Source organism: Parabacteroides sp. AT13 (genome assembly GCF_002272965.1).
Classification (GTDB): Bacteria; Bacteroidota; Bacteroidia; order Bacteroidales; family Tannerellaceae; genus Parabacteroides; species Parabacteroides distasonis.
Genome location: NZ_NQMH01000001.1, coordinates 365694 through 388706 on the forward strand (window position 1 = coordinate 365694; position 23013 = coordinate 388706).

The window sequence follows — 23013 nt, forward strand, 5'->3', positions numbered from 1 at the left end:
AATGGTCTTAACTAATTAGAATGTCACATTTACGCCAAAAGAATTTGTCATCACTAATGGGTAGCTAGACAAACGGGAACTAACCGTCTCCGGGTCTACGTTCAATGGCATAGAATCTATCGTAAACAAATTCTCCGCAGAATAATAAACACGTACATTCGACAAACCGATAGCGTTCAGCACACTCTTTGGAAGCGTATATCCCAATTGCAATGTCTTCAGACGCAGGTAACTGGTATTAATTACCCAAAAATCAGACATCACGTTAGAAGCCTCACTCGGAGATTTTCTAGACTCCGCTACACGCGGCATACTTGCATTGGTATTTTCCGGTGTCCAGCTATCCAGCCATGCAGTAGAAGGATGTCCGGCACTACCCGAGAACTCACCAAACGCTTCTTTCGTAAACGCACGGCCTACATTAGCCGCACCGGTGAAGTTCAAAGTCAAGTCAAATGCTTTATAGCCTACATTCAAGTTCAAACCAAATGTAACAACTGGATTGATAGTCTTAGACAATACACGGTCATCCGCATCCAGCTTTCCATCTCCATTCGTATCTACATAACGTAAATCACCGGCTTGGAAATCCTGTCCGAACGGGTAGCCGTCTTTTCCTTTATAGGTATCCATCCATTGTTGTGCCTCCGCGTCAGATTGGAAAAAGCCATCAGCCTTATATACATAGTAAGAATCGATTGGCTTTCCAACAAAACGCCACAAATCACCGTCATCAGGATTTGTCATACGGTCTACACCTCCTAAATCCTCGATCTTGTTCTTATTATAGGCCATATTTCCCATCACATTCAATGACCAGTCATTCCACTTATTGTTATAACCTAGCTGTACCTCGACACCTCGGTTACGCATAGAACCCACGTTGTCGAAATAAGGATCCAAGCCAAACTCAGTCGGGACCGGTACCTCCATGATGATATCCGTAGTCTTGCGATCATAGTAATCAAACGTGAAAGTCACATGATTAATAACCGCATCCAAGCCAATACCCCAAGTCGTAGATTTCTCCCATGACAAATCCTCGATACGATAGGCTTTCTGGTAATATCCCGTCGTCAAGTTGCCTCCCATAGGATAATTACCATCCAAATTATAAGTCTGCATCCAAGGATAATATTGGTTCTCCCAAGGGTTCGATTTATTCAAGGCGTCTTGATTACCTAACATACCCCAAGAAGCACGAATCTTCAAACTGCTCAACCAATCATGCGTACTTTCCATAAACTCCTCCTCGCTGATACGCCAAGCACCGGAGAAAGAAGGGAAATATCCCCAACGATGTCCCGGAGCAAAACGAGAGGAAGCATCCGCACGGAAGTTTGCCTCTAATAAATATTTTCCCGCAAAATCATAATTAATACGCCCAAAATAGGAAAGCATGGCAAGCTCTCGGCTCAAACCATCATTTGTTTGTGTAGAAGCCCCACCGGCATCCATATCATTCAGGCTATTACTCGGGAAATTATTCCTCTGCATCTGATTCTTGCTAACCTCATACTTCTCCGCATGATAACCTACCATCACTTTCAAGCCATGCTGACCAAAGTTCTTGCTGTAATTCAGCAAAGCATCGAAATTATAACGTTTCCAATTCACGAAACGTTCAACCAAGGAAGTGGTACGAGACGCAGATGCCGGATCATCCGGTATGCTCAGAACTCGCTCCGTATGACGTTGGTCCTCGTTCACATAGGCACCCGTCACAGTAGCCTTCAGCCCATCAATAATATCATAATCAACAGAAAGTGCCCCCGTAAAATTCTGGTTACAATTATCCACCGTCTGCCCGGAATCCAACCATGCGATAGGGTTACCATCGTTAGTTTGTCCGTATTTGCCATCCTTATCCTTGACAGGGATCATCGGGCTAATAATATTCAATTGACGGATAATCTGGTCGGAAGAACCACCATAATAGCTAGCATTCGGATCCGAGAAGTCATTCTTGATAAAAGACATGTTCATCCGAACAGCCAGTTTCTTCGTCAACTGCATATCCAGATTCGTACGTCCGTTAAACTGTTTACGATCTGAGTTAGGAAGGATACCCGTCTGCCCTAAATATCCGGCCGAAGCCATATACTTCACGTTCTCCGCACCTCCTGTAATACTAACATTGTGTTTATGCAACAAACCTGTCCGATAAGCCTCATCATTCCAGTCCGTATTAGGATGTCCGTAAGGATCAGAGCCATCCTCAAACATCCGGATGTCCTCGTCACTATAACGTCCCGGCTCGAAACGATTCCACAAACGTGCGTAATCGGCTGAGCTGACACGATCAATCATGGAAGTAGCTTTCGAGGCACCCACATATCCGTTATAAGAGATACGAGGAGCACCCGTCTTACCACGTTTTGTCGTGATCAAGATAACACCATTAGAAGCCTTCGAACCGTAAATAGCGGCGGAAGAAGCGTCTTTCAATACAGAAATACTCTCAATATCATTCGGATCGATATCATTCATGGAGCCACTCTCGATACCATCGATCAAGATATATGGGCTGGCAGAGTTCAAAGTACCGACACCACGGATACGGATCGTACTACCATCCTGTCCCGGACGGCCTTGACCCGAGGTAACGGTTACACCCGGCATCATACCTTGAAGACCGGAAGACACGTTGGAGATAGGACGGCTTGTCAACTCCTTGCTATCCAATTGGGCTACCGCTCCCGACAAGTTCGCCTTCTGTTGCGTACCATAACCGACAACGATCACCTCATCTAATTTCTGGGTATCTTCCTGCAAGGATACATTGATGGAAGGCTCTCCATTATATTTGAATTCTTGAGTTAGATAACCGATAAAGGATACTTGGATCACATCCCCTTTCTTCACATCCAACACGAAATTACCATTCATGTCGGTTACAGTACCATTCGTAGTACCTTTTACAACTATTGACGCTCCGGCCACAGGGCCAAAACTGTCACTAACCGTTCCCTTCAAACTACCTTCTTGCTGGGAAATACCTACCCTCGGAGTTATCGCCGCACGATCAGAAGCATGAACCACACCTCCGGAACAAAACGCTGCAGACAATAGAACAAAACTGACAGGTCTTACAATTTTCAACATAAGAATCGTTTTTTGTTTATTAAATAGCTGTTACTATTATAAGACTTAAGGCATACTATTTTAGATCTCGTTTCTTATAATATTCACTCTTCTAAATCATTAATGTATAATTATAAATCCTCGGTTAACTACCATGAAAGCACTTCTTCATCGTTCTGGCGGAACTTATAATCATTAGACGCAGCAAATATAGCACTATTTTTAATTATAAAACAAAAAAGACTAATTTTTCGCATACGAATCTAAAACGACACCACCTAATTATTAAAATATTTAACAAACAATCTTTTCAACCATAATCTTTTTTAGTATGGAGCTATGGACATCAAAGAGGTATATGGTTTGAAATTCAAACATGAAGTTAGTGTATATGAGTAATAAACGGAGTTCCGCCAGAACTACGTACTTATAGAAGCCTGATTAATATTAAGGCACTTATTCCATTTATTCCTTTATAACCACTATTTATCATGAAAAAGTTGTTATCTTCGTCCCTTGTAATAACTAATTATTAAATTATGAAAAAGAAAAGCTTAACTTTATTACTAGCGACTACGGTGGCAAGTAGTATCCTATTTTCGTCCTGTATAGGATCTTTTGGTTTAACAAACAAACTTTTAACGTGGAATAGAAGCATCGACAGTAAGTTTGTTAATGAGCTAGTGTTCATTGCTTTCTGGATTGTCCCGGTTTACGAGATTTCCGCTTTGGCTGATGTCCTTGTGATCAACTCTATCGAATTTTGGAGCGGAAGTAATCCTGTAGCGGATGTAGGTAACGTTAAAACAATCGATGGTAAAGACGGCGTTTATACCGTAGAAACAAAAGTTGACGGATACCATATCCAAAAGGAAGGCGATGAGAAAGCGGTTGACTTAGTTTTCAACGAGGCTGACCAAAGCTGGAATGTAGAAGCTAACGGAGAAAGCACAAAATTATTAAAATTCAATGGTGATGACGAAGTTGTCATGTATTTACCCGATGGCAAGGAAATGAATGTCGAGCTAAACCAAGCAGGTGTTTTAGCTTTCCAACAGGTAGCTGACGGATATTCTTACTATGCAGCTAAATAATTGAAAATTGAGAATTGAGAATTGAAAATTACGTAGAGTCACTTCTAATTCTCAATTCTCAATTTTCAATTCCCCAGTGCTAATCTAAATAAAATACGATGAATATGAACTCTATCAAAAAAATGATGCTTTCCGGAGCATTAGGTTGCCTTATTTCCGGAATGGCTTATGCGGACGGTTCTTCACCCCAACCCGTAAAACCTTATTGGCAAGACATTCAAGTCGTAGCCGTAAACAAGGAAAAACCCAGAAGCTCCTTCATGAGTTATGCGGACCGAGAAACCGCCCTCACCTCTCGATTTGAGAAAAGCCCGTACTATTCCCTATTAAACGGTACTTGGAAATTTTTCTTTGTCGACTCTTACAAAGATCTTCCTCAAAATATCACAGATCCTTCCGTTAATACCTCTTCATGGGATGATATAACCGTTCCCGGAAACTGGGAAGTACAAGGGCATGGCGTAGCCATTTATACGAATCATGGTTACGAGTTTAAACCAAGAAATCCCCAACCTCCGTTATTGCCGGAAGCGAATCCGGTTGGCGTATACCGCAGAGACATCGAGATACCCGCAAGTTGGGATAACCGGGATATTTATTTACACATCGGCGGAGCTAAATCCGGCCTTTACGTATATTTAAACGGGAAAGAAGTGGGTTATAGCGAGGATTCCAAAAATCCCGCCGAGTTCCTGATCAATAAATACCTGCAACCCGGAAAGAATGTGCTTACATTAAAGATATTCCGTTGGAGCACCGGTTCTTATTTGGAATGTCAGGATTTCTGGAGAATGAGCGGTATCGAACGTGACGTATTCCTTTGGTCTCAACCCAAGGCCAGTATTCAAGATTTCCGTGTCGTCTCAACCTTGGACGATACGTATACGAATGGAATCTTCAAACTGGCGGTAGACTTAAAGAATCATACCCAAGAAACGAAAAATTTAAATGTCGGATATGAGCTTTTGGACGCAAAAGGTAATCTTGTGACCTCCGAGGCTAATGATATATGGGTAAGTCCTGCAAGTCCTCAAACAGCATCTTTCGAGTATGATTTAAAGAACGTAGCCCCTTGGAGTGCCGAGCATCCGAATCTATACAAATTATTGATGACGATAAAAGAAGAGGGTAAGGTAATCGAGGTAGTTCCATTCAACGTTGGTTTCCGCCGGTTCGAGATGAAGCAAATTGACCAAGTAGCGGAAGACGGAAAACCTTATACGGTCTTATTGTTCAATGGGCAACCGGTTAAGTTCAAGGGTGTCAATATTCATGAGCATAACCCGGAAACCGGACATTACGTAACCGAGGAACTCATGCGTAAGGATTTCGAGCTGATGAAGCAAAACAATATCAACGCTGTCCGCCTATGCCACTATCCGCAAGACCGTAAATTCTATGAACTCTGCGACGAATACGGATTGTATGTTTACGATGAAGCGAATATCGAGTCTCACGGTATGTATTACAGCCTGAAAAAAGGCGGCACTTTGGGTAATAATCCGGAATGGCTGATCCCGCATATGGACCGTACGATGAATATGTACGAACGAAACAAGAATTATCCGAGCGTTACTTTCTGGTCACTCGGAAACGAGGCTGGAAACGGATACAACTTCTATCAAACTTATTTATATCTGAAAGACAAGGAAATAAATAGCATGAATCGTCCGGTGAACTATGAACGTGCCCTTTGGGAATGGAATACGGATATGTACGTACCTCAATACCCGAGCGCTGAATGGCTAGAGGAAATCGGGCGTAAGGGTAGTGATCGTCCGGTAGCTCCTTCGGAGTATTCACATGCGATGGGAAACTCTTCCGGCAACTTATGGGATCAATGGAAAGCTATCTATAAATACCCGAACCTGCAAGGCGGATTCATCTGGGACTGGGTGGACCAAGGTATCTTGGAAAAAGATAAGAATGGACGTGAATATTATACCTATGGTGGTGACTATGGAGTAAACGCCCCTAGTGACGGAAACTTCCTTTGCAACGGTATAGTAAACCCGGATCGTACCCCGCATCCCGCTATGGCAGAGGTTAAATACGCCCATCAAAATATCGGGTTTGAGGCGATCGATTTAGCGAACGGTTTATTCCGCGTCACGAACCGTTTTTATTTCACGAACCTAAAGAAATATATGGTCCACTATAGCGTAACAGCCAATAATAAAGTTGTACGCTCCGGTAAAGTCTCTTTGGACATAGAACCCCAAGCTTCTAAGGAATTTACGGTTCCCGTAGGCAACTTAAAGCCACAAGCCGGTACGGAATATTTCGTAAACTTCAACGTAACGACCGTAGAAAAAGAGCCGTTAATCCCTATCGGACACGAAATCGCTTGCGATCAATTCCGCTTACCGATCGAAAGCCCCAAGAAGGCGTTTAAGACCAGCGGCCCTAAATTAACGGTTTCGACAAATGGAGATAACTTATCGGCATCCTCCTCAAAGGTAAACTTCATGTTTAACAAGAAGACAGGAATCGTTACTTCTTATAAAGTGGATGGTACGGAATATTTCAGCGAGGGTTTTGGTATCCAACCGAACTTCTGGCGTGCGCCGACCGATAACGATTACGGAAATGGTATGCCAAAACGCTTACAAGTATGGAAGGAAAGCAGCAAGAACTTCAACGTAACAGACGCTACCGTCACTATGGATGGCAATAACGCCGTGGTTAACGTGAACTATTTATTGCCGGCAGGAAATCTATACATTGTTAATTATACGATCTATCCAAGCGGAGCTGTAAATGTGGCCGCCCGTTTCACATCCACGGATATGGATGCCGCCCAAACCGAGGTATCGGAATCTACTCGCACGGCAACTTTCACTCCGGGACGTGACGCCGCCCGTAAAGAGGCTTCCAAATTGAATGTTCCCCGTATCGGTGTTCGCTTCCGCTTACCGGCAAGCATGAATCAAGTGGAATATTTCGGACGAGGACCTGCTGAGAACTACTTGGATAGAAACGCCGGTAGTATGGTCGGCTTATATAAATCTACAGCCGAGGAATTATATTTCCCATATGTACGCCCGCAGGAAAACGGTCATCATACCGACACTCGTTGGGTATCACTTAGTACCGGCAAGAAAGGCTTGTTGATCCAAGCGGATAATACGATTGGATTTAACGCTTTGCGTAATTCCATAGAGGATTTCGATGACGAGGAAGCGACTGGCCTATCCCGTCAATGGAGTAATTTCACACCAGAGCAAGTAGCGAATCATGATGAAGCCGCAGCAAAGAACGTATTACGTCGCCAGCATCATATCAACAATATCACGCCTCGCGACTTCGTTGAGGTTTGCGTCGACTTGAAACAACAAGGTGTAGCAGGTTATGATAGCTGGGGTTCACGTCCGGAACCAGCTTATACATTACCCGCAAACCGGGAATACAACTGGGGCTTTACCCTTATTCCGCTTAAATAAAGAAAAGTCATAACTTATCCATAAAAAAGGGAGTGTATTAGGCTTAATCCAATACACTCCCTTTGTTTATACTACTGCAACGGCTTTGCAGCACTACTGCAAGGCGGGTTGCAGTAACGTATCCTTATTTAATCACTTCCTTCAAGGTATTCTGTAAGTCTTCTCCAGTGATATTCTTGGCGATGATCACCCCATTCGGATCCAATAACACATTTGCCGGAATACCTCGTACCCCATAAAGAGCAGGGATCTCAGAATCCCAATATTTCAAGTCGGAAACGTGAGCCCAAGTCAGATGATCGTCTGCGATCGCTTTCTGCCATTTAGCCTTATCCTTGTCCAAGGATATACCTACGATCGTAAAGTTCTTATCCTTATATTGCTGGAAGGCATTTACCACGTTAGGGTTTTCCTTGCGACACGGGGGACACCAAGAGGCCCAAAAATCCAATAACACATATTTTCCCCTAAAGTCCGACAATGACACAGAAACTCCTGCAGTATCCGGCAAGGAAAACTCCGGAGCGACTTGTCCGATCTGTACGTGTTCTAATTGCTTGATAATACCGTCCAAGTCCTTCACATAAGGACTATTCGCCAATGCCGGGGAAATCTTCGCACGAGTCGCCTTCAAATCATCCAAAGATAATTGGTAGGTAAAATAACGATATAGATAGAACGCCGCCGCCGGAGAATCCGGATATTTCGAAATCAAACTGTCAATATCATACCCTTCCTCAAATACCTTCTCCGCATTTTCTTGAAAGACATCATTCACCGGCGAGTTCCGTACGGTGATGGTCTCCCCGTCATTCCCGATCTTGACATTCATATCCGTATTCTCCAAGAAGAGCTGAACCGGATAGTTCATATTCTCGGTTGCCAAACCAAAAAGTAAAGGCTGATCTACCTCACCCTTAAAGGTGAATTTCCCGTCTTTTACCTCTGCCGTATCCACGTCAAAGAACATTTTATTACGGAATGACTTCAAGTAAATCTTGCCGTCGGGCATATTCTCTACCTCGCCATTGATAACATATCCTTTTGGAACTTCTTGGCAACCAACCACCAAAAGGCCGGCAAGCGCCATCATACAAAATTGCTTCATTTCTCTATTCTATTTATTGATTACTTAAACTCTGGGTGATGATAACGTCCCTTTTTCAACGAGATCGTCCCATATTCTATCGCACGCACCGGACAACGATGAATACAGGCAACGCACTGAACGCAAGTATCAGCCCATTCCGGTTTTCCGTCACCCGACAGGGAAATCGTACCGGTCGGACAGACCTTCGCACAGATACCGCAAGAGATACAGGTATCCGTAGCATAAAATCGGTTGCTGCCTATCGCAAAGTGAGTAAATAACGGATAGACCATATAGCTCTTCAAAAGAGGGGCACTTCCCGCACAATACAAAGAGGGATTTTTCTTCTGCCGGATCGCCTCTACGATCTCGTCTACACGTTCCGGTGCTTTTTTCAGTTTTTCAGTCTCTACCTCCTTACTATCCACGTCGAAGCCGGGCATTAAGATATAATTGTTCGGCATTTGTATAGAGAATCCTCCGGTTAAGGTAATTCCCCGTCTCGCCAAGGTGCTCCGCATGATCCGATCCGTATATCCACAATCATCACCACAAGTACAGACGAAATAAACCTCTTGCCCTTTATATCCAGACAGGATCAACCGGGAAATAAAACGGGACACCAATACAGCCGGCCCCCAAGAATGGACAGGAAACACAAAAAACACTTTCTCCCTCTCCCTCAATGGATAAACATTCTCATCCTTACCCTCATTCAACGCATCGGCAATGGAAACCAACGGCTCATCGAAAGCCGTTCCTAACGCTTCCGCAACCCAACGGGAGTTTCCTGTCCCTGTAAAGTAGAATATCATGCGCTCATTTTTTAGATGCAAAAATACATAATATCCAAATATATACGCTATCTTTGTCTAGTTTAAGAAACCTAAAAAACAAATCGTTATGACAACGATGGAATTAAATTTACGGAAAGAATATCTCTATGACTTGATAAAAGGCATGGATGAGGAAAGATTATCGAAAGTGGAGACCTATATAAAACGTCTATGCCTTGCCAAGCAAAAGGAGAGTCTTTATCCTTGGGCACCAGACGAGGCTGAATTAACTTGTAAGATAGCTGAATCTGAAGTAGATTTCAACAATGGGGATTATTGTACGCAAAAAGCGCTGAAGAAAAAACTACAAAAAAAGTTGGCTTCATGGTAAAAGAAATCCAATGGTCTAAACATGCAGAAGAATCATTTACTGAAATATCAGATATTCGATACTAGGCAATCACCGGATAAACTGATGGATTTATTCAGATAAAATAACAAGGGATAGAAATGTAAGCGTCTTACAATTTATCCCTTGTTACTTTTCTGAATTATAGCGCAAATCAAATCTCAATATCCCAAATACCCGTCGAACGTTCTAATTCGACCAAGGCTGAGCTGTAATTAAACAGCGTCTCAATATACTGAGCTTGTACCTCATCGTAAGTACGCTGGGCGTCCAAGACTTCCAACAAAGAGACTTCCCCCCTATTATAGCTGTAAATCTTGCCATCCATCACCTCACGGGCTTGCCTTAAAAGCCCATCCTGATAATGATTGACTTGCTCGGCGAAAGATTGATAATTGCGATATGCCTGCATCACCTCCGTCTGCACTTGCAAAAGAGCCTGCTTATATTGCGCTTCCGCTTGTTGCTCCCGATAACGAGCGGCACGAACCGTCCCCTTATTGAAATTAGAGAATTTCAAAGGAACAGCGATACCTGCCGTCACTCCGGTAAAAGGAGGCGCCGGGGCTTCCTCATTATAAACCCGGGCATTACGGCTTACGGCGATAGACAAATCCACATCCGTATTCCGCTCCCGGCGAGCTACTTTCAAGGCTCTAGCGGCCACTTCCTTGTTTTTTAAGGCAGCTACCAAATCCGTACGCCCCTCGCTTGCCGCTGTTATTAAGTCAACAAGGATAAAATTCCGAGGCTCCATACGTAACTCGGCCTCTGGGTGAAATAAAGTATCCATACTGAAAGTCCCTGTCAAGAGGTTTAAGTTCGAGAAAGCATTCTTTAATTCCGCACCGGCTTGCAACAACTCGTTCCGCAAGACCCCGGCCTCCACCCGGCTCTGCGTAGCGTCCACCTCACGGATTTGCCCTAAAGAGAAACGGATACTGTCGCTCTCCGCCAATGCCCGGATATTCTCATAGGCATTCTCCTTTACTTTATACAACTCATGTTGCTTTAAGGCTTCCATATAGGCAATCGTAGCGTCTGCCCGGAGATTCCGGAAATAATCGGCCAACAATGCCTCGGTCAACTCACTCTCGCTACGTGCCAATGAGATATTCGCACCCCGTTTCCCAAAAGAGAAAGTTTTGCTCAGTTCTACCTCAACACCTTCTCCCATCTGCAAGGAATTATTCTCATTATTGAAATAAGACACGGAAAGATTCGGATCGTTAAACACCTTTGCCGCCGTTACCTCGGCCTTAGCGGCCGGCACATTCAATTTCTCCGACGCATACTCAAGGTTACCTTCCGCAACCCGCTCCATATATTGCCGATACGTAAGCGGAACCATGGTCTGGGCATTCGCGGATAAGCATCCGCAGAGTAACGACAGGATTATATATTTCTTCATATCTTCTAATCTAAACATAGTACATCTTTTTAATTCCACCGCCGGATTAAGCGTGTAGCTCTTTTTCCTCCGATACCGGCGTCAAATCCTTCCCCTCATAATGCTTCTCGATCATATAGTATAAAGCGGGAAGCACATAAAGCGTGATTACCGTAGCAAATAAAAGCCCGTAAACGATTACCGTAGCCAAGGGACGCTGCACGTCCGAACCGATCCCCGTACTGACAGAGGCAGGAAGCAATCCCAAGACCGCAACCGTAGCCGTCATCAAGATCGGACGGAAACGGTGCTTGGTTCCCGTTATCACCGCATCTTTCAAATCCCGCTCCCTCGTACGTAAGTTATTGATATGGGAAATCATGATCACGCCATTTTGGATAGCGACACCGACCAAGGCGATAAAACCAACCGCCGAGGAAACATTCAACGTCATTCCCCGCACATTCAACGCCAGCATACCACCAAACAAAGCCAAGGGAACGACACTCATCATCAAAGCCGCCTGCCGGAATTTACCGCAAGCCGCAAACAACAAAAGCAGCATCAGCCCCAACGCCAAAGGAACCACAGCCCCCAAACGGGCATACGCACGATGCTGGTTCTCGAACTGTCCGGCCCATTTCAAATGCACGGAATCATGATCGTATTTCACCTCTTTATCGATCAACGCATTCGCCTTATTCAAGAACGCCGTCAAGTCCACGCCACGTAAATTAACCCGTACCGTCAAGTGCCGCTTATTCATCTCACGGGTAATCGTACTGGCACCAGTTGTCATCTTAATCTCCGCTACTTGCGAAAGAGGAATCTTTGTTCCGGAACCGGTAGTCAGCAATAGATTTCCGATACGTTCGGGAGAATTGCGGCTAGCGTCATCGAAACGACAAATCACGTCATAACTTTTACTTCCGACAAATATCTGGGAAATAGAAGCTCCACCGATCGCTAACTCAATCAAATCAGCCACATCCGACACGTTCAAGCCATACTGGGCGATACGGGCACGATCCGCAATAATCTGCAATTGCGGCAACGGAGGCTCTTGATCTACCGCTACGTCGGCAGCACCCGGTATTTCCTTCAACACATTAGCGACTTGATCCGCAATATGGCGACTTTCCGTAATATCATCGCTATAAATCTTCAGCGCCAAATCACTATGAGCCCCAGCGATCTGATCCATCACCATATCGATGATCGGCTGGGAGAAACCGACCGAGTAGCCGGGCATGGTCTCCAACTTAGCCGCCATTTCCTCGATCAGATCCGCTTTCGTCTTACCGAATTTCCATGTACTATAGGGTTTCAATCCCACGCCACACTCCACATGAGAGAGTGAGAACGCTTCCGCCCCCTCATCATCGCGACCGACTTGAGTCATTACATATGAGACTTCCTTAAACTCTTTCAAAGTCTTCCGAAGCTCCGCCCCCATCTCCTTCGATTTCTCAATGGAAATACCCGGAGGAAGCTGTACCTGTATCCAGATCGCCCCCTCATCCAACGGAGGCAAGAAGTCTTTTCCTACGGTATAACTTAAAATCCCCGCTCCCAGCAATATCGCCAGTAACGGTACAATAACCCGTCTTGGCTTCTCCATCAATCGGACAATTTGTGAATGATAAACCGTGGAAAGTTTCTCCAACCAACGATTATGGTAAATCTTTCCCGGCTTACGATACGCATAAAAGGCCAATCCCGGAATCAAGAACAAGGCCACACACAAAGCGCCCAGCAAAGCATACCCTACGGTATAAGCCATCGGCGTAAACAATTTCTTCTCAATATGCTCAAAAGCGAACAAAGGAAGATAGGCTGTTATAATAATTAATGTAGAGAAAAAGATCGGGCGAGCCACCTCAGTCGTACGGCGCAAGATCGAATCTTCCGTCAATACCTCATCCGGATGCCGTTCCCTTTTCTTCAAGACCGTCTCCATCATCACGATCGCTCCGTCTACCAAAATACCGAAGTCTATAGCGCCTAAGGAAAGTAGGTTCGCAGGAATATTCGTAACATGCATCAAGATAAAGGCAATCAATAGAGACAAGGGAATGGTTAAGGCCACCAACAAAGCGCCACGCCAACTCCCCAAGAATAAGATCAGTACTAAGACAACCAATACCATACCCTCGAACAACGTATGCGATACGGTATGCAAGGTCGTATTAACCAAATCCGTACGATCCATAAACGGATGGATACGGGTTCCCTCGGGAAGTGTCTCGTTATTTAGTTCGTCTACCGCCTTATGCACATCATCCAACACCCGGGACGGATTCTCCCCCCTGAGCATTTGTACGATACCTTCCACGCCATCGGAGTAATCACGGGTATCGTCCGTAAAACCTAAAACGCCCTTACGCTCCAAGTTTCCGTATTTCAGTTTACCGATATCATTCAAGTAGACCGGGACACCATTCACTGTCTTGATCACGATATGCCCCAAGTCTTCCAAGTCCTTAACCAGACCGATTCCACGGATCACATAACTCAAATCCCCCCGGCTTAACATACTACCACCGGCGTTCACGTTATTCTTCTCTATCTTTTCCGTAATATCCCCTAAGGTAATGTCGTATTGCTCCATCTTATAAGGGTTCACCTCGATCTGATATTGGGTAGTGATACCGCCGTAATTACTTACATCCGCTACACCCGTAACCTGTTTCAGTCTCGGAATAATTACCCATTTATGCAAATCGGTCAACTCCCTCAAGTCTAAACGGTCACTTTCCACCACATAACGAAAGATCTCTCCCGTCGGCGAAGTCAAAGGATTTAAGCCGGGAACCGCATTATAAGGAAGCTCCACGTCTACCAACCGCTCTTGTACACGTTGCCGGGCCCAATAATCCTCAATACCATCATCAAAAACCAATACGACCGTAGATAAACCAAACGTATTCTTGCTACGCATTACGTTTAGTCCCGGCAGACCATTCATAGCCCGCTCGATCGGAATACTGATTTGTTGCTCGATCTCCTCGGCGGCCAATCCGGGAACCTGCGTCACGACTTGCACGGTGGTATCGGCGATATCCGGATAAGCATCTATCGCCAACCGCATCCAAGAATAATAACCAACGATCGCTAAGAACAGAAATAACACGAACATCAGTCCTCGCCGATGTATCGCCAAGTAAATAATCCTTTTCATAATCCGTTAGCGTGCGTCAAGTAAATAAAACGCTCCCGTAACTACGATCTCGTCACCTACATTCAAGCCGGATAAAACCACCGTCTTGCCATCTTCAGTATGGCCGGTCTCGATCTTTTGTTTCCGGTAATCGTTATTCCCCAATTCCACCAATACGTACATGTTCTCCTCTTCCTGCAAGATAGCGGAAGTAGGTATACGGATCACCTCCGCCTCACGGTCGCTCAGCTTGACCGTGCCGTACATCTCCGGCTTCATCAAACGGGTACTGTTATCGCACTCGATCAAGACCTCCACCGAACGGGTATCGGGGTCCAGCATCTCGCTGATGTGATAAATCTTTCCCGATATCGGTTTATCCGGCATGGCTACCAACCGGATTTCCACCTCATCCAAAGCCTGTATTAAACTCAAATCCTTCTCTTTTACATGGGCGACCACCCATACCTTGCTCAAATCGGCGATGACAGCTACAGGCTCGGCGTCCTCTTTCATATATTGCCCGATTACGATCCGATCTTTCACGACCTCACCGGCTATAGGCGAGCGAACGATCAATGGTTGCCCCAAAGCCATTTCATCCGGATTAATCTGAAAGACTTTCAATGCCGCTACCATATTCTCATAGTCTTTTTTCTTTAACTCGTAATTCACCTCGGCCTCTTCCAATTCCTTTTGGACACCAACCTTGTTTTTCATCAAGTCTTTCTCCCGATTCAAGCTTTTCAAGGCCAGTTCCATCTCTTGGTGAGCTTGGTAATAAGATTTCCCCGCCTCATAAACAGCGGGAGCGCTAATCTCGAAGATCGGACTACCCGGGGCCACTTTTTGCCCTAAGCGAACGAACGATTTCGTAATTCGCCCGCTTACAGGTGAAGCCACCTCCGCATAATTAGAAGGAATCGCCTGTACGACCCCCGAGGTGGTAAACTCCATACGGTAAGGTTCCTGTTTAACCGTTTCCTTTGTCAACTTGGATAAAACAGGAGATTCGGAACCGATATGTATAATATCTCCTTTGAGTGTTACGGCATGCGCAGACTCATCCTCTTGCTTTTGGGTATGGCAAGAGCATAATACTATTGCTGGAAGCAATAGTAAAAATATAGATTTCATATAAGATGCGTAAAATGTTTAGTATAAAAAGTGATTCTAATGCTTGATTCAAACTACTATACCAAACGAGGGAGGCGCACGGGATTCGCCACGCCGCACAAGACGCAAGACAACCTCTTTCTTTAGAAAGACGAGCACTACCATCAAAAGCGCCCAAGCCATAACCAAAGGTAAGTACGGAATTAACTCCAGACACAATTCGGTCAGCTCTTCAATCGTATTAAACGCTACCGTACTATGCTCATGATGAGGCAAGCCGTCGGCTCCCGGCAGATAGGGATGAGAGTGAGTGATACTAGAGTTTAGGAAATGATGCGTATGGGTAAAGGCCGTGCCACCCACGTAGTAACTCATAAAGAGTACTACCAAGAGGGGTCTTAACCACTTCAAGCTACGCATTGTTTTCATTCGCCATCTGTTTACTTCGCAAAGTTATAAAAGAAACTGCCATTTCATTTGCAATAAGTCAAAATTTATTCCTTTATTTGCATACACTGAATAATAAACAGTCATATCAATGAAATAAACACTACTTTATGAGAAAAATCTTACTTGTTTGTGCGGCATTAGCCTGCATGACAGTCTCCCCTGTACCAGCTCAGGACGCTGCCGTAAAAAAAATCATCGAGATGGGTCAGAACGATAATCAAGTGATGCATCAGCTGGATATCCTTACGAACCGCTTTGGCGGACGTTTAATCGGTTCCGACGCTTATGAGAACGCCGCCGAGTGGATGGTGCGTGAGTTTAAGAGTTGGGGACTCGATGTCCAATTAGAAGAAGCCGGTACCGTCCCTGTCGGCTTTAATCGAGGACCTTGGTTCGGACGCTTGTTGAGCGACAACGGAATGATCCTGCATTTCGCCACCCCTTCCTACACTTCCGGAACGAAAGGCGTGCAACGTGGGCATGCGGTGATGGAGCCTCGTAACGACGAGGAGTTCCAGCAAATCAAAGGAAGATTGAATGGTGCTTGGGTTCTTATCTCAGGGAAAAATGTAGGTTGGCCTATCGACCGCTCCGCCTCGGGGGATTCCATCCGTGTGGAGATCAAGAAAGAGAACAACGAGATCATGAAGAAAAACAATGATCTAAGACGCCGCAACTGGGAAAACGGGGAGAAAAACGAGATGTTGCCTTATAAAGAATTCCCCGGATTATATTATAAGGAAATGTGCGAGGCCGGAGCTTTAGGTTTTATCCAATCCTCCACCGTACCTATCCGTGCGTTATACGACCGGAAAATGATGAACGACCCGAATACGAACTTCGACAATCTGCCGGAACTTCCGGATATCAAATTAGACGAGCATCAATTTGCGATCATCGAACAAATGGTGAAAGAGAGACGTACATTCGAACTAGAGTTCGATATTCGTAATCATTTTAAATTAGGCCCGGTTAAATACCATAATGTCGTAGCGTCTATCAAAGGCAGCAAATACCCGGACGAATATGTTATTATCAGCGGTCACCTAGATGCTTTCGACGTGGCTACCGGAGGCATCGATTGCGGTACTGGAATCGGACCGATGATGGAAGCCGCTCGCATGATCGCCAAATCCGGAGCCAAGCCTAAGCGCACGATCTTATTTATCGGATTCGCCGGTGAGGAATTTGGCTTATTAGGAGCACAAGCTTGGGTGAAAGCGCATAAGGATAAATTACCCAAAATCGCTAATTTGTTCAATCGTGACGGTGGCCCGGAACCTCCTGTCGGTATCTCCGTCCCTCAAGCCATGTATGATGATTTCGTGAAGATCAGCGAACCCATCCAAAAAATCCGTCCGGACTATCCTTTCGAGGTAAAAGTTCGTGAACCCCGTAAACGCCCGACACGCATGGGGGGAACAGACGCATCAGTTTTCGCCATCGAAGGTGTCCCCACATTAGGTTTCACCACAGAGGATTTCAAAGGATATGATTTTGATTACGGCGAAATCTGGCATACGGAACGGGATTTATACACAAAGAACATCCCCGAATACCAAGAACATACGGCTACTGTTACCGCTATCATAGCCCTCGGTGTAGCGAATCTGGATAAGCAATTATCAAGAGAAGGTTTATATACCGAAGAGTAGGTCAGCACGATCGCTATTATAAGGAGTTTACAATGCCTATTGTAAGCTCCTTATGATGGGCATCATAAAAGACTTACAATGCCCATTATAAGAAATAGAAAAAGGATATGCCCTAATAGGCATATCCTTTTCTCATTCTAGGGTGAAAGATGGGGCTCGAACCCACGACCCTCGGAACCACAATCCGATGCTCTAACCAACTGAGCTACTCTCACCATATAAAAAAACCTTTCATTCTTCATAGACGCCTTGGTTTATAAAACCTTGTTTTATTCATAACAAGATTTTTATCTAAAAAACCACAATGGGTGAAAGATGGGGCTCGAACCCACGACCCTCGGAACCACAATCCGATGCTCTAACCAACTGAGCTACTCTCACCATATCCGCCTTTCAAAGGCTTCCCCCTTTAAGACGGCGCAAAGATAGGTATAAATTCTGATTACACAAACCTTTTGCGAACTTTTTTATCCATCCACTTACTTATAGATCGCTTTCTTTCCCGCTAACAATGTGTTACGCATCAAAGAAATGATTGTCATAGGCCCTACGCCACCCGGAACCGGAGTGATATAGGAACATTTAGGAGCGACCTCATTAAACAAGACATCTCCCGTTAACTTAAATCCGCTCTTGGTTATGCTGCTTGGCATACGGGTTGTTCCCACGTCAACGATCACGGCGCCTTCCTTCACCATATTCCCTTTCAAGAATTCAGGAACACCTAAAGCCACGATAATAATATCAGCAGACAAGCACATCTCCTTCAAGTTCTTAGAACGGCTATGGCATACGGTCACCGTACAATCGCCCGGATAAGATTTCTGCATCATCAAGGTAGCCATCGGCTTGCCGACAATATTGCTGCGTCCCAAAACCACGCAATGCTTTCCTTGCGTCTCGATATGATAACGCTTCAATAATTCCAAGATACCGGCAGGCGTAGCCGATACGAAACAAGGTAAACCGATAGACATACGTCCCACGTTAATCGGATGGAAACCGTCCACATCTTTACGATAATCGATCGCCTCGATCACCTTCTGCTCGGATATATGTTTCGGAAGCGGAAGCTGTACGATAAAGCCATCCACATCCGGATCATTATTTAACTCATCGACCTTACGAAGCAATTCTTCCTCCGTAACATCCTCCTCAAAGCGAATTAAGGTAGACTTAAAACCAATCTCCTGACAAGTCTTGACTTTACTAGCCACATAAGTCTCGCTACCGCCGTCATGGCCCACCAAAATAGCAGCCAAGTGAGGGATCTTACCTCCGGCAGCCTTGATCTGGGCTACCTCCTCAGCCATCTCCTTCTTCATCTGAGCGGAAACGGCCTTACCATCCAGCAATTGATAATGTTGTTCTTCCATATTATTGATTGTCTCCTGTTAATTAACGTCTGAACGAGGGCTTCATCGAAGGTAGCTTCATCTTCCCCGACTTCGCGGAAGTAAGCATACGCATCATCTTACGGGTCTCATCAAATTGCTTGATCAGCTTGTTTACCTCCTGGATGCTCGTACCGCTACCTTTGGCGATACGCTGACGGCGTGAGCCATTCAAGATAGCCGGGTTGCTGCGCTCATCCGGAGTCATCGAATAAATGATAGCCTCGATACTCTTGAACGCGTTATCATCGATATCCACATCTTTCAATGCCTTTCCTACACCCGGGATCATGGATGCCAACTCTTTCAAGTTACCCATCTTCTTGATCTGTTGGATCTGGGAGATAAAGTCGTTAAAATCGAACTGGTTCTTAGCGATCTTCTTCTGCAAACGTTTCGCTTCTTCCTCGTCATATTGCTCTTGCGCACGTTCCACCAAAGACACGATATCACCCATGCCTAAGATTCGATCCGCCATACGTTCAGGGTGGAAAATATCCAAGGCATCCATCTTCTCGCCCGTACCGACAAACTTAATCGGCTTATCAACAACCGTACGGATCGACAAAGCGGCACCACCACGGGTATCACCATCCAACTTCGTAAGTACGACGCCGTCGAAGTTCAGCCGCTCATTAAATTCCCTCGCGGTATTCACGGCATCCTGACCCGTCATGGCATCTACCACGAACAAGGTCTCATCCGGCTGGATAGCGCTCTTGATAGCGGCGATCTCGTTCATCATCTGCTCATCGATAGCCAAACGACCGGCGGTATCCACGATCACGACGTCATTGCCTTTAGCCCGTGCCTCGCGGATAGCGTTCATAGCGATCTCCACCGGATTCTTATTCTCCAATTCCATGTATACCGGAACACCCACCTGTTCTCCGACTACACGCAACTGCTCGATAGCTGCCGGACGATACACGTCGCAAGCGGCTAATAATGGTTTCTTATTTTTCTTGGTCTTTAATAAAGACGCTAGTTTACCAGTGAAAGTAGTCTTACCCGAACCTTGCAAACCGGACATCAATATAATGGCGGGATTTCCCTGCAAATTCACGTCGACTGCCGTACCTCCCATCAAGCTGGCCAACTCATCGTGAACAATCTTAACCATCAACTGACTAGGCTTAACCGATGTAAGCACGTTCTGTCCTAAAGCCTTCTCTTTTACCGTATCCGTAAAACTCTTGGCAACCTTATAATTGACGTCGGCATCCAACAACGCTTTACGCACATCCTTCAATGTTTCCGCCACATTGATCTCGGTAATCTTGCCTTCGCCCTTCAACAGTTTAAACGATCTGTCTAACCTTTCGCTTAAGTTCTCAAACATAATTCGTATGTGTATTTATATTATTTTCTACTGGATTAAGGGGCAAAGGTACGAAAAAGAGATGAGTATGCGATGAAAGCGATCTCGAAATTCTTCACTTCTCAACGTTTTAGTATACGGATCGAATTAAGAACCGCCAGCAAAGATACACCTACATCCGCGAAAACAGCTTCCCAAAGCGTGGCAAAACCGAAGGCTCCCGCCACAAGGACTATCACCTTCACGCCAATAGATCCCACGATATTCTGACGGACGATATTCCGGGTAGCACGTCCGATAGAAATAGCTTCCGCTACTTTAGAGGGCTGGTCCGTTTGGATAACCACGTCCGCGCTCTCGATGGCCGCATCCGATCCCAATCCACCCATCGCAATACCGACATCACTTAAAGCCAGTACCGGCGCATCGTTCATCCCATCGCCCACAAAGGCAACCGACTTATCCGTCTCCGCCGTTAATCGCTCTATATAAGCGGCTTTATCCTCCGGCAGCAGATTACCATACGCTTTATCGACACCCAAACGCTCAGCGAATTGATTCACGATCTCTTGCTTATCCCCGGACAACAAGCGAATATCTTTAACATCCAGATCCTTTAACCGACGAATCGCATCCACGGCATCCTTCTTCAAGGTATCCGAAAGGAGAAGATGCCCCGCATATTTCCCATCGATCGCACAAACCACCACGGTAGAAATACTATCGGATAATTCCTTCGGGACAGGAATATCACGTTCGGCCAATAAACGAATGTTACCGACAAGCACCTGCCGACCGTTCACGATAGCCTCGACACCATGCCCTGCCAATTCCCGCATGTCAGTGATTTCCATCGGCACGCTATCTTGTTTTTCCGCATAGCGAACTACAGCCTGCGCTACCGGATGGGTACTTTTCCGCTCTACTGATAACAAAACACTCAAAAGATCAGAAGCCGGGATACCCGTGCTTTCCACCATTGTGACCTCAAAACGCCCGGTAGTCAATGTACCGGTCTTATCGAACGCTACCGTATTTACCCGTGTGATCGCATCTAAATAATTACCACCCTTAAATAATATCCCGGCACGAGAAGCGGCGCCTATACCACCGAAATATCCGAGCGGAACACTTATAACCAAGGCACAAGGACAAGAAATAACCAAGAAAACCAATCCCCTATATAACCAATCCGAGAAAACATACTGGAAAGAAGGCGTCACCATCCCTACCAAGGCTGGAACCGACACGATTAGAAACGACAGAAGAATCACGATTGGGGTATAAATCCGTGCGAAACGCCGAATAAACAATTCCGCCGGCGCTTTCCGCTCCGAGGCATCTTTCACCAAAGCCAAAATACGGGCCAAGGCACTTTGCTCGTACGGCCGATTCACTTGTATACGTACCGCCTGCCCCTGCACGATCATTCCGGCAAGCACCTCCTCACCCTCACGGATAGAACGAGGCATACTTTCCCCGGTTAATGCCGAGGTATCGAACTGTGCCTCGGCTTCCAATAAAACGCCATCCAAAGGCACACGTCCGCCGGGTTTCACCTCGATCCGCTCGCCTACTTTTACATCCTTCGGAGATACATTCATATATGTACCCGTCCGCCATACATCCGTTCGTTCCGGCCGGACATCTAACAAGTCACTGATATTCTTCGAGGCTTTATTCACGGCTAGAAGTTGCAACCTCTCTCCTACCGTATAGAAAAGCATCACGGCTACGGCCTCGGGATACTCCCCAATACAAAACGCCCCAATCGAGGCGATCGCCATTAACGAGAACTCACTAAAAAAGTCTTTCCGCAAAGCCGCTTCCCAAGCTTCTCGCATAACAGGAAGTCCTACCGGCAAAAAAGCGACCAGAAACCAAATGGCCTCTATCCAAGACTCAGCAAACCAACTTATCCCCGAGTACTTCCCGATAAGTCCTATCACCAACAAAACGAAAGAAACCGTCGGCATCCATAAACCGGAACTTCCGTGCGAATGGCAATGTTCGCATCCACATGTTGTACTCATAATCTTATCTATTTTAATTATTTACTTCTTGATTACGGTACAAAGGTAAGAGAAGGGAGTTGCAACTTGATTGCAAATTATCAGGGTTTCTAGGAACGTCGCTTATTACACAATGGGCAAACACCCTTTACCGTATAATTAATGGTATCCATTATATATCCTTCCGGCAATTGAGCGACCGGGATCTTGATATTATTCAAACAAGAGGTTTTACGGCATACCTCGCAGAAAAAATGAATATGCCTATCACCCACTGGGCATGTCTCCGAACGGCTCTGGCATATCTCATATTTTATAGAGCCACTACCATCTTCGAAAGAATGGATCGCATGATGTTCCAATAACAAGGCCAATGAACGGGAAATGGTCGATTTATCCAACGTCTCCAACTCCGCCTCCAATTCGAACAGGGAAGCCGGGCTGGTTCGTTCTGATAATTTTTGCAAGACAAGGATCCGTGCGGCAGTAGGCCGTACTCCTTTTCCTACCAACATATCTTCACATTGCTTCGTGGACATGAGTTACCTTTCTTATTTGATTACAATACAAAAATACGAACAATTTCCCAATATTCACAGTTCAAAAAAAGACGTACGTG

The 23013-nt window shown here is 45.4% G+C and carries 15 protein-coding genes and 2 tRNA genes; 4 read left to right on the forward strand and 13 right to left on the reverse strand.

What is annotated here, in order from left to right; translation table 11 throughout:
- Nucleotides 1–15: 15 nt before the first annotated feature.
- A complete protein-coding gene (locus CI959_RS01760; protein WP_005865885.1) occupies nucleotides 16–3105 on the reverse strand; it encodes a TonB-dependent receptor in 3090 nt (1029 codons plus the stop codon).
- 518 nt (nucleotides 3106–3623) lie between these two features.
- Here CI959_RS01760 and CI959_RS01765 point away from each other — a divergent pair.
- Both CI959_RS01765 and CI959_RS01770 read left to right on the forward strand, forming a co-directional pair.
- The gene (locus CI959_RS01765; protein ID WP_005861730.1) at nucleotides 3624–4178 is read left to right on the forward strand and encodes a DUF3332 domain-containing protein; all 555 of its coding nucleotides are present in this window, start codon (nucleotides 3624–3626) and stop codon (nucleotides 4176–4178) included.
- A 98-nt stretch (nucleotides 4179–4276) separates the two neighbouring features.
- Complete coding sequence (locus CI959_RS01770) at nucleotides 4277–7621, forward strand: glycoside hydrolase family 2 TIM barrel-domain containing protein (RefSeq protein ID WP_172680051.1); 3345 nt, start codon at nucleotides 4277–4279, stop codon at nucleotides 7619–7621.
- A 124-nt stretch (nucleotides 7622–7745) separates the two neighbouring features.
- Here the strand turns inward: CI959_RS01770 and CI959_RS01775 are convergent, their stop codons facing one another.
- On the reverse strand, nucleotides 7746–8729 hold the full coding sequence (locus CI959_RS01775; protein ID WP_008774095.1) for a TlpA disulfide reductase family protein: 984 nt from the start codon (nucleotides 8727–8729) through the stop codon (nucleotides 7746–7748).
- A gap of 20 nt (nucleotides 8730–8749) precedes the next feature.
- Nucleotides 8750–9526, reverse strand: a complete 777-nt coding sequence (locus CI959_RS01780; RefSeq protein WP_008774096.1) for an EFR1 family ferrodoxin — start codon at nucleotides 9524–9526, stop codon at nucleotides 8750–8752.
- Between the two features lie 88 nt (nucleotides 9527–9614).
- Here CI959_RS01780 and CI959_RS01785 point away from each other — a divergent pair, with 88 nt between their 5' ends.
- Nucleotides 9615–9878 carry a hypothetical protein gene (locus CI959_RS01785; RefSeq protein WP_008774097.1) on the forward strand — a complete coding sequence of 88 codons (264 nt, stop codon included), beginning with the start codon at nucleotides 9615–9617 and terminating at the stop codon, nucleotides 9876–9878.
- Between the two features lie 172 nt (nucleotides 9879–10050).
- On the opposite strand, the gene CI959_RS01790 is transcribed toward CI959_RS01785, so the two are convergent.
- The 4 genes from CI959_RS01790 to CI959_RS01805 are packed head-to-tail and all read right to left on the reverse strand — an operon-like array spanning nucleotide 10051 to nucleotide 15991.
- Complete coding sequence (locus CI959_RS01790) at nucleotides 10051–11325, reverse strand: TolC family protein (RefSeq protein WP_057317625.1); 1275 nt, start codon at nucleotides 11323–11325, stop codon at nucleotides 10051–10053.
- Between the two features lie 28 nt (nucleotides 11326–11353).
- A complete protein-coding gene (locus tag CI959_RS01795; RefSeq protein ID WP_057317624.1) occupies nucleotides 11354–14467 on the reverse strand; it encodes an efflux RND transporter permease subunit in 3114 nt (1037 codons plus the stop codon).
- 6 nt (nucleotides 14468–14473) lie between these two features.
- Nucleotides 14474–15583, reverse strand: a complete 1110-nt coding sequence (locus tag CI959_RS01800) for an efflux RND transporter periplasmic adaptor subunit (protein WP_057317623.1) — start codon at nucleotides 15581–15583, stop codon at nucleotides 14474–14476.
- Between the two features lie 48 nt (nucleotides 15584–15631).
- On the reverse strand, nucleotides 15632–15991 hold the full coding sequence (locus CI959_RS01805; protein ID WP_008774100.1) for a hypothetical protein: 360 nt from the start codon (nucleotides 15989–15991) through the stop codon (nucleotides 15632–15634).
- A gap of 128 nt (nucleotides 15992–16119) precedes the next feature.
- Here CI959_RS01805 and CI959_RS01810 point away from each other — a divergent pair, with 128 nt between their 5' ends.
- Complete coding sequence (locus CI959_RS01810; RefSeq protein WP_005861636.1) at nucleotides 16120–17667, forward strand: M28 family metallopeptidase; 1548 nt, start codon at nucleotides 16120–16122, stop codon at nucleotides 17665–17667.
- Between the two features lie 141 nt (nucleotides 17668–17808).
- Here CI959_RS01810 and CI959_RS01815 read toward each other — a convergent pair.
- From CI959_RS01815 to CI959_RS01840, 6 genes are all read right to left on the reverse strand, one after another.
- Nucleotides 17809–17882: transfer RNA gene (locus CI959_RS01815), tRNA-His, on the reverse strand.
- Between the two features lie 92 nt (nucleotides 17883–17974).
- Nucleotides 17975–18048 (reverse strand) — tRNA-His (locus tag CI959_RS01820).
- Nucleotides 18049–18146: 98 nt separating this feature from the next.
- Nucleotides 18147–19043 carry a bifunctional methylenetetrahydrofolate dehydrogenase/methenyltetrahydrofolate cyclohydrolase FolD gene (gene folD, locus CI959_RS01825; RefSeq protein ID WP_005861634.1) on the reverse strand — a complete coding sequence of 299 codons (897 nt, stop codon included), beginning with the start codon at nucleotides 19041–19043 and terminating at the stop codon, nucleotides 18147–18149.
- Nucleotides 19044–19065: 22 nt separating this feature from the next.
- Entirely contained in the window at nucleotides 19066–20403 is a 1338-nt protein-coding gene (gene ffh / locus CI959_RS01830; protein WP_005861632.1) for a signal recognition particle protein, read from the reverse strand.
- A gap of 101 nt (nucleotides 20404–20504) precedes the next feature.
- Complete coding sequence (locus CI959_RS01835) at nucleotides 20505–22415, reverse strand: heavy metal translocating P-type ATPase (protein ID WP_057317622.1); 1911 nt, start codon at nucleotides 22413–22415, stop codon at nucleotides 20505–20507.
- Between the two features lie 89 nt (nucleotides 22416–22504).
- Nucleotides 22505–22933 (reverse strand): Fur family transcriptional regulator, encoded by a 429-nt coding sequence (locus CI959_RS01840; protein ID WP_005861628.1) that lies wholly within the window; start codon nucleotides 22931–22933, stop codon nucleotides 22505–22507.
- Between the last annotated feature and the right edge of the window lie 80 nt (nucleotides 22934–23013).

Excerpts from the sequence above, each read along its gene's own strand:
- CI959_RS01760 (WP_005865885.1), bottom strand. The coding sequence starts at position 3,105 with ATGTTGAAAATTGTAAGACCTGTCAGTTTTGTTCTATTGTCTGCAGCG.
- CI959_RS01765 (WP_005861730.1), top strand. The coding sequence starts at position 3,624 with ATGAAAAAGAAAAGCTTAACTTTATTACTAGCGACTACGGTGGCAAGT.
- CI959_RS01770 (WP_172680051.1), top strand. The coding sequence starts at position 4,277 with ATGAATATGAACTCTATCAAAAAAATGATGCTTTCCGGAGCATTAGGT.
- CI959_RS01775 (WP_008774095.1), bottom strand. The coding sequence starts at position 8,729 with ATGAAGCAATTTTGTATGATGGCGCTTGCCGGCCTTTTGGTGGTTGGT.
- CI959_RS01780 (WP_008774096.1), bottom strand. The coding sequence starts at position 9,526 with ATGATATTCTACTTTACAGGGACAGGAAACTCCCGTTGGGTTGCGGAA.
- CI959_RS01785 (WP_008774097.1), top strand. The coding sequence starts at position 9,615 with ATGACAACGATGGAATTAAATTTACGGAAAGAATATCTCTATGACTTG.
- CI959_RS01790 (WP_057317625.1), bottom strand. The coding sequence starts at position 11,325 with ATGTTTAGATTAGAAGATATGAAGAAATATATAATCCTGTCGTTACTC.
- CI959_RS01795 (WP_057317624.1), bottom strand. The coding sequence starts at position 14,467 with ATGAAAAGGATTATTTACTTGGCGATACATCGGCGAGGACTGATGTTC.
- CI959_RS01800 (WP_057317623.1), bottom strand. The coding sequence starts at position 15,583 with ATGAAATCTATATTTTTACTATTGCTTCCAGCAATAGTATTATGCTCT.
- CI959_RS01805 (WP_008774100.1), bottom strand. The coding sequence starts at position 15,991 with ATGAAAACAATGCGTAGCTTGAAGTGGTTAAGACCCCTCTTGGTAGTA.
- CI959_RS01810 (WP_005861636.1), top strand. The coding sequence starts at position 16,120 with ATGAGAAAAATCTTACTTGTTTGTGCGGCATTAGCCTGCATGACAGTC.
- folD (WP_005861634.1), bottom strand. The coding sequence starts at position 19,043 with ATGGAAGAACAACATTATCAATTGCTGGATGGTAAGGCCGTTTCCGCT.
- ffh (WP_005861632.1), bottom strand. The coding sequence starts at position 20,403 with ATGTTTGAGAACTTAAGCGAAAGGTTAGACAGATCGTTTAAACTGTTG.
- CI959_RS01835 (WP_057317622.1), bottom strand. The coding sequence starts at position 22,415 with ATGAGTACAACATGTGGATGCGAACATTGCCATTCGCACGGAAGTTCC.
- CI959_RS01840 (WP_005861628.1), bottom strand. The coding sequence starts at position 22,933 with ATGTCCACGAAGCAATGTGAAGATATGTTGGTAGGAAAAGGAGTACGG.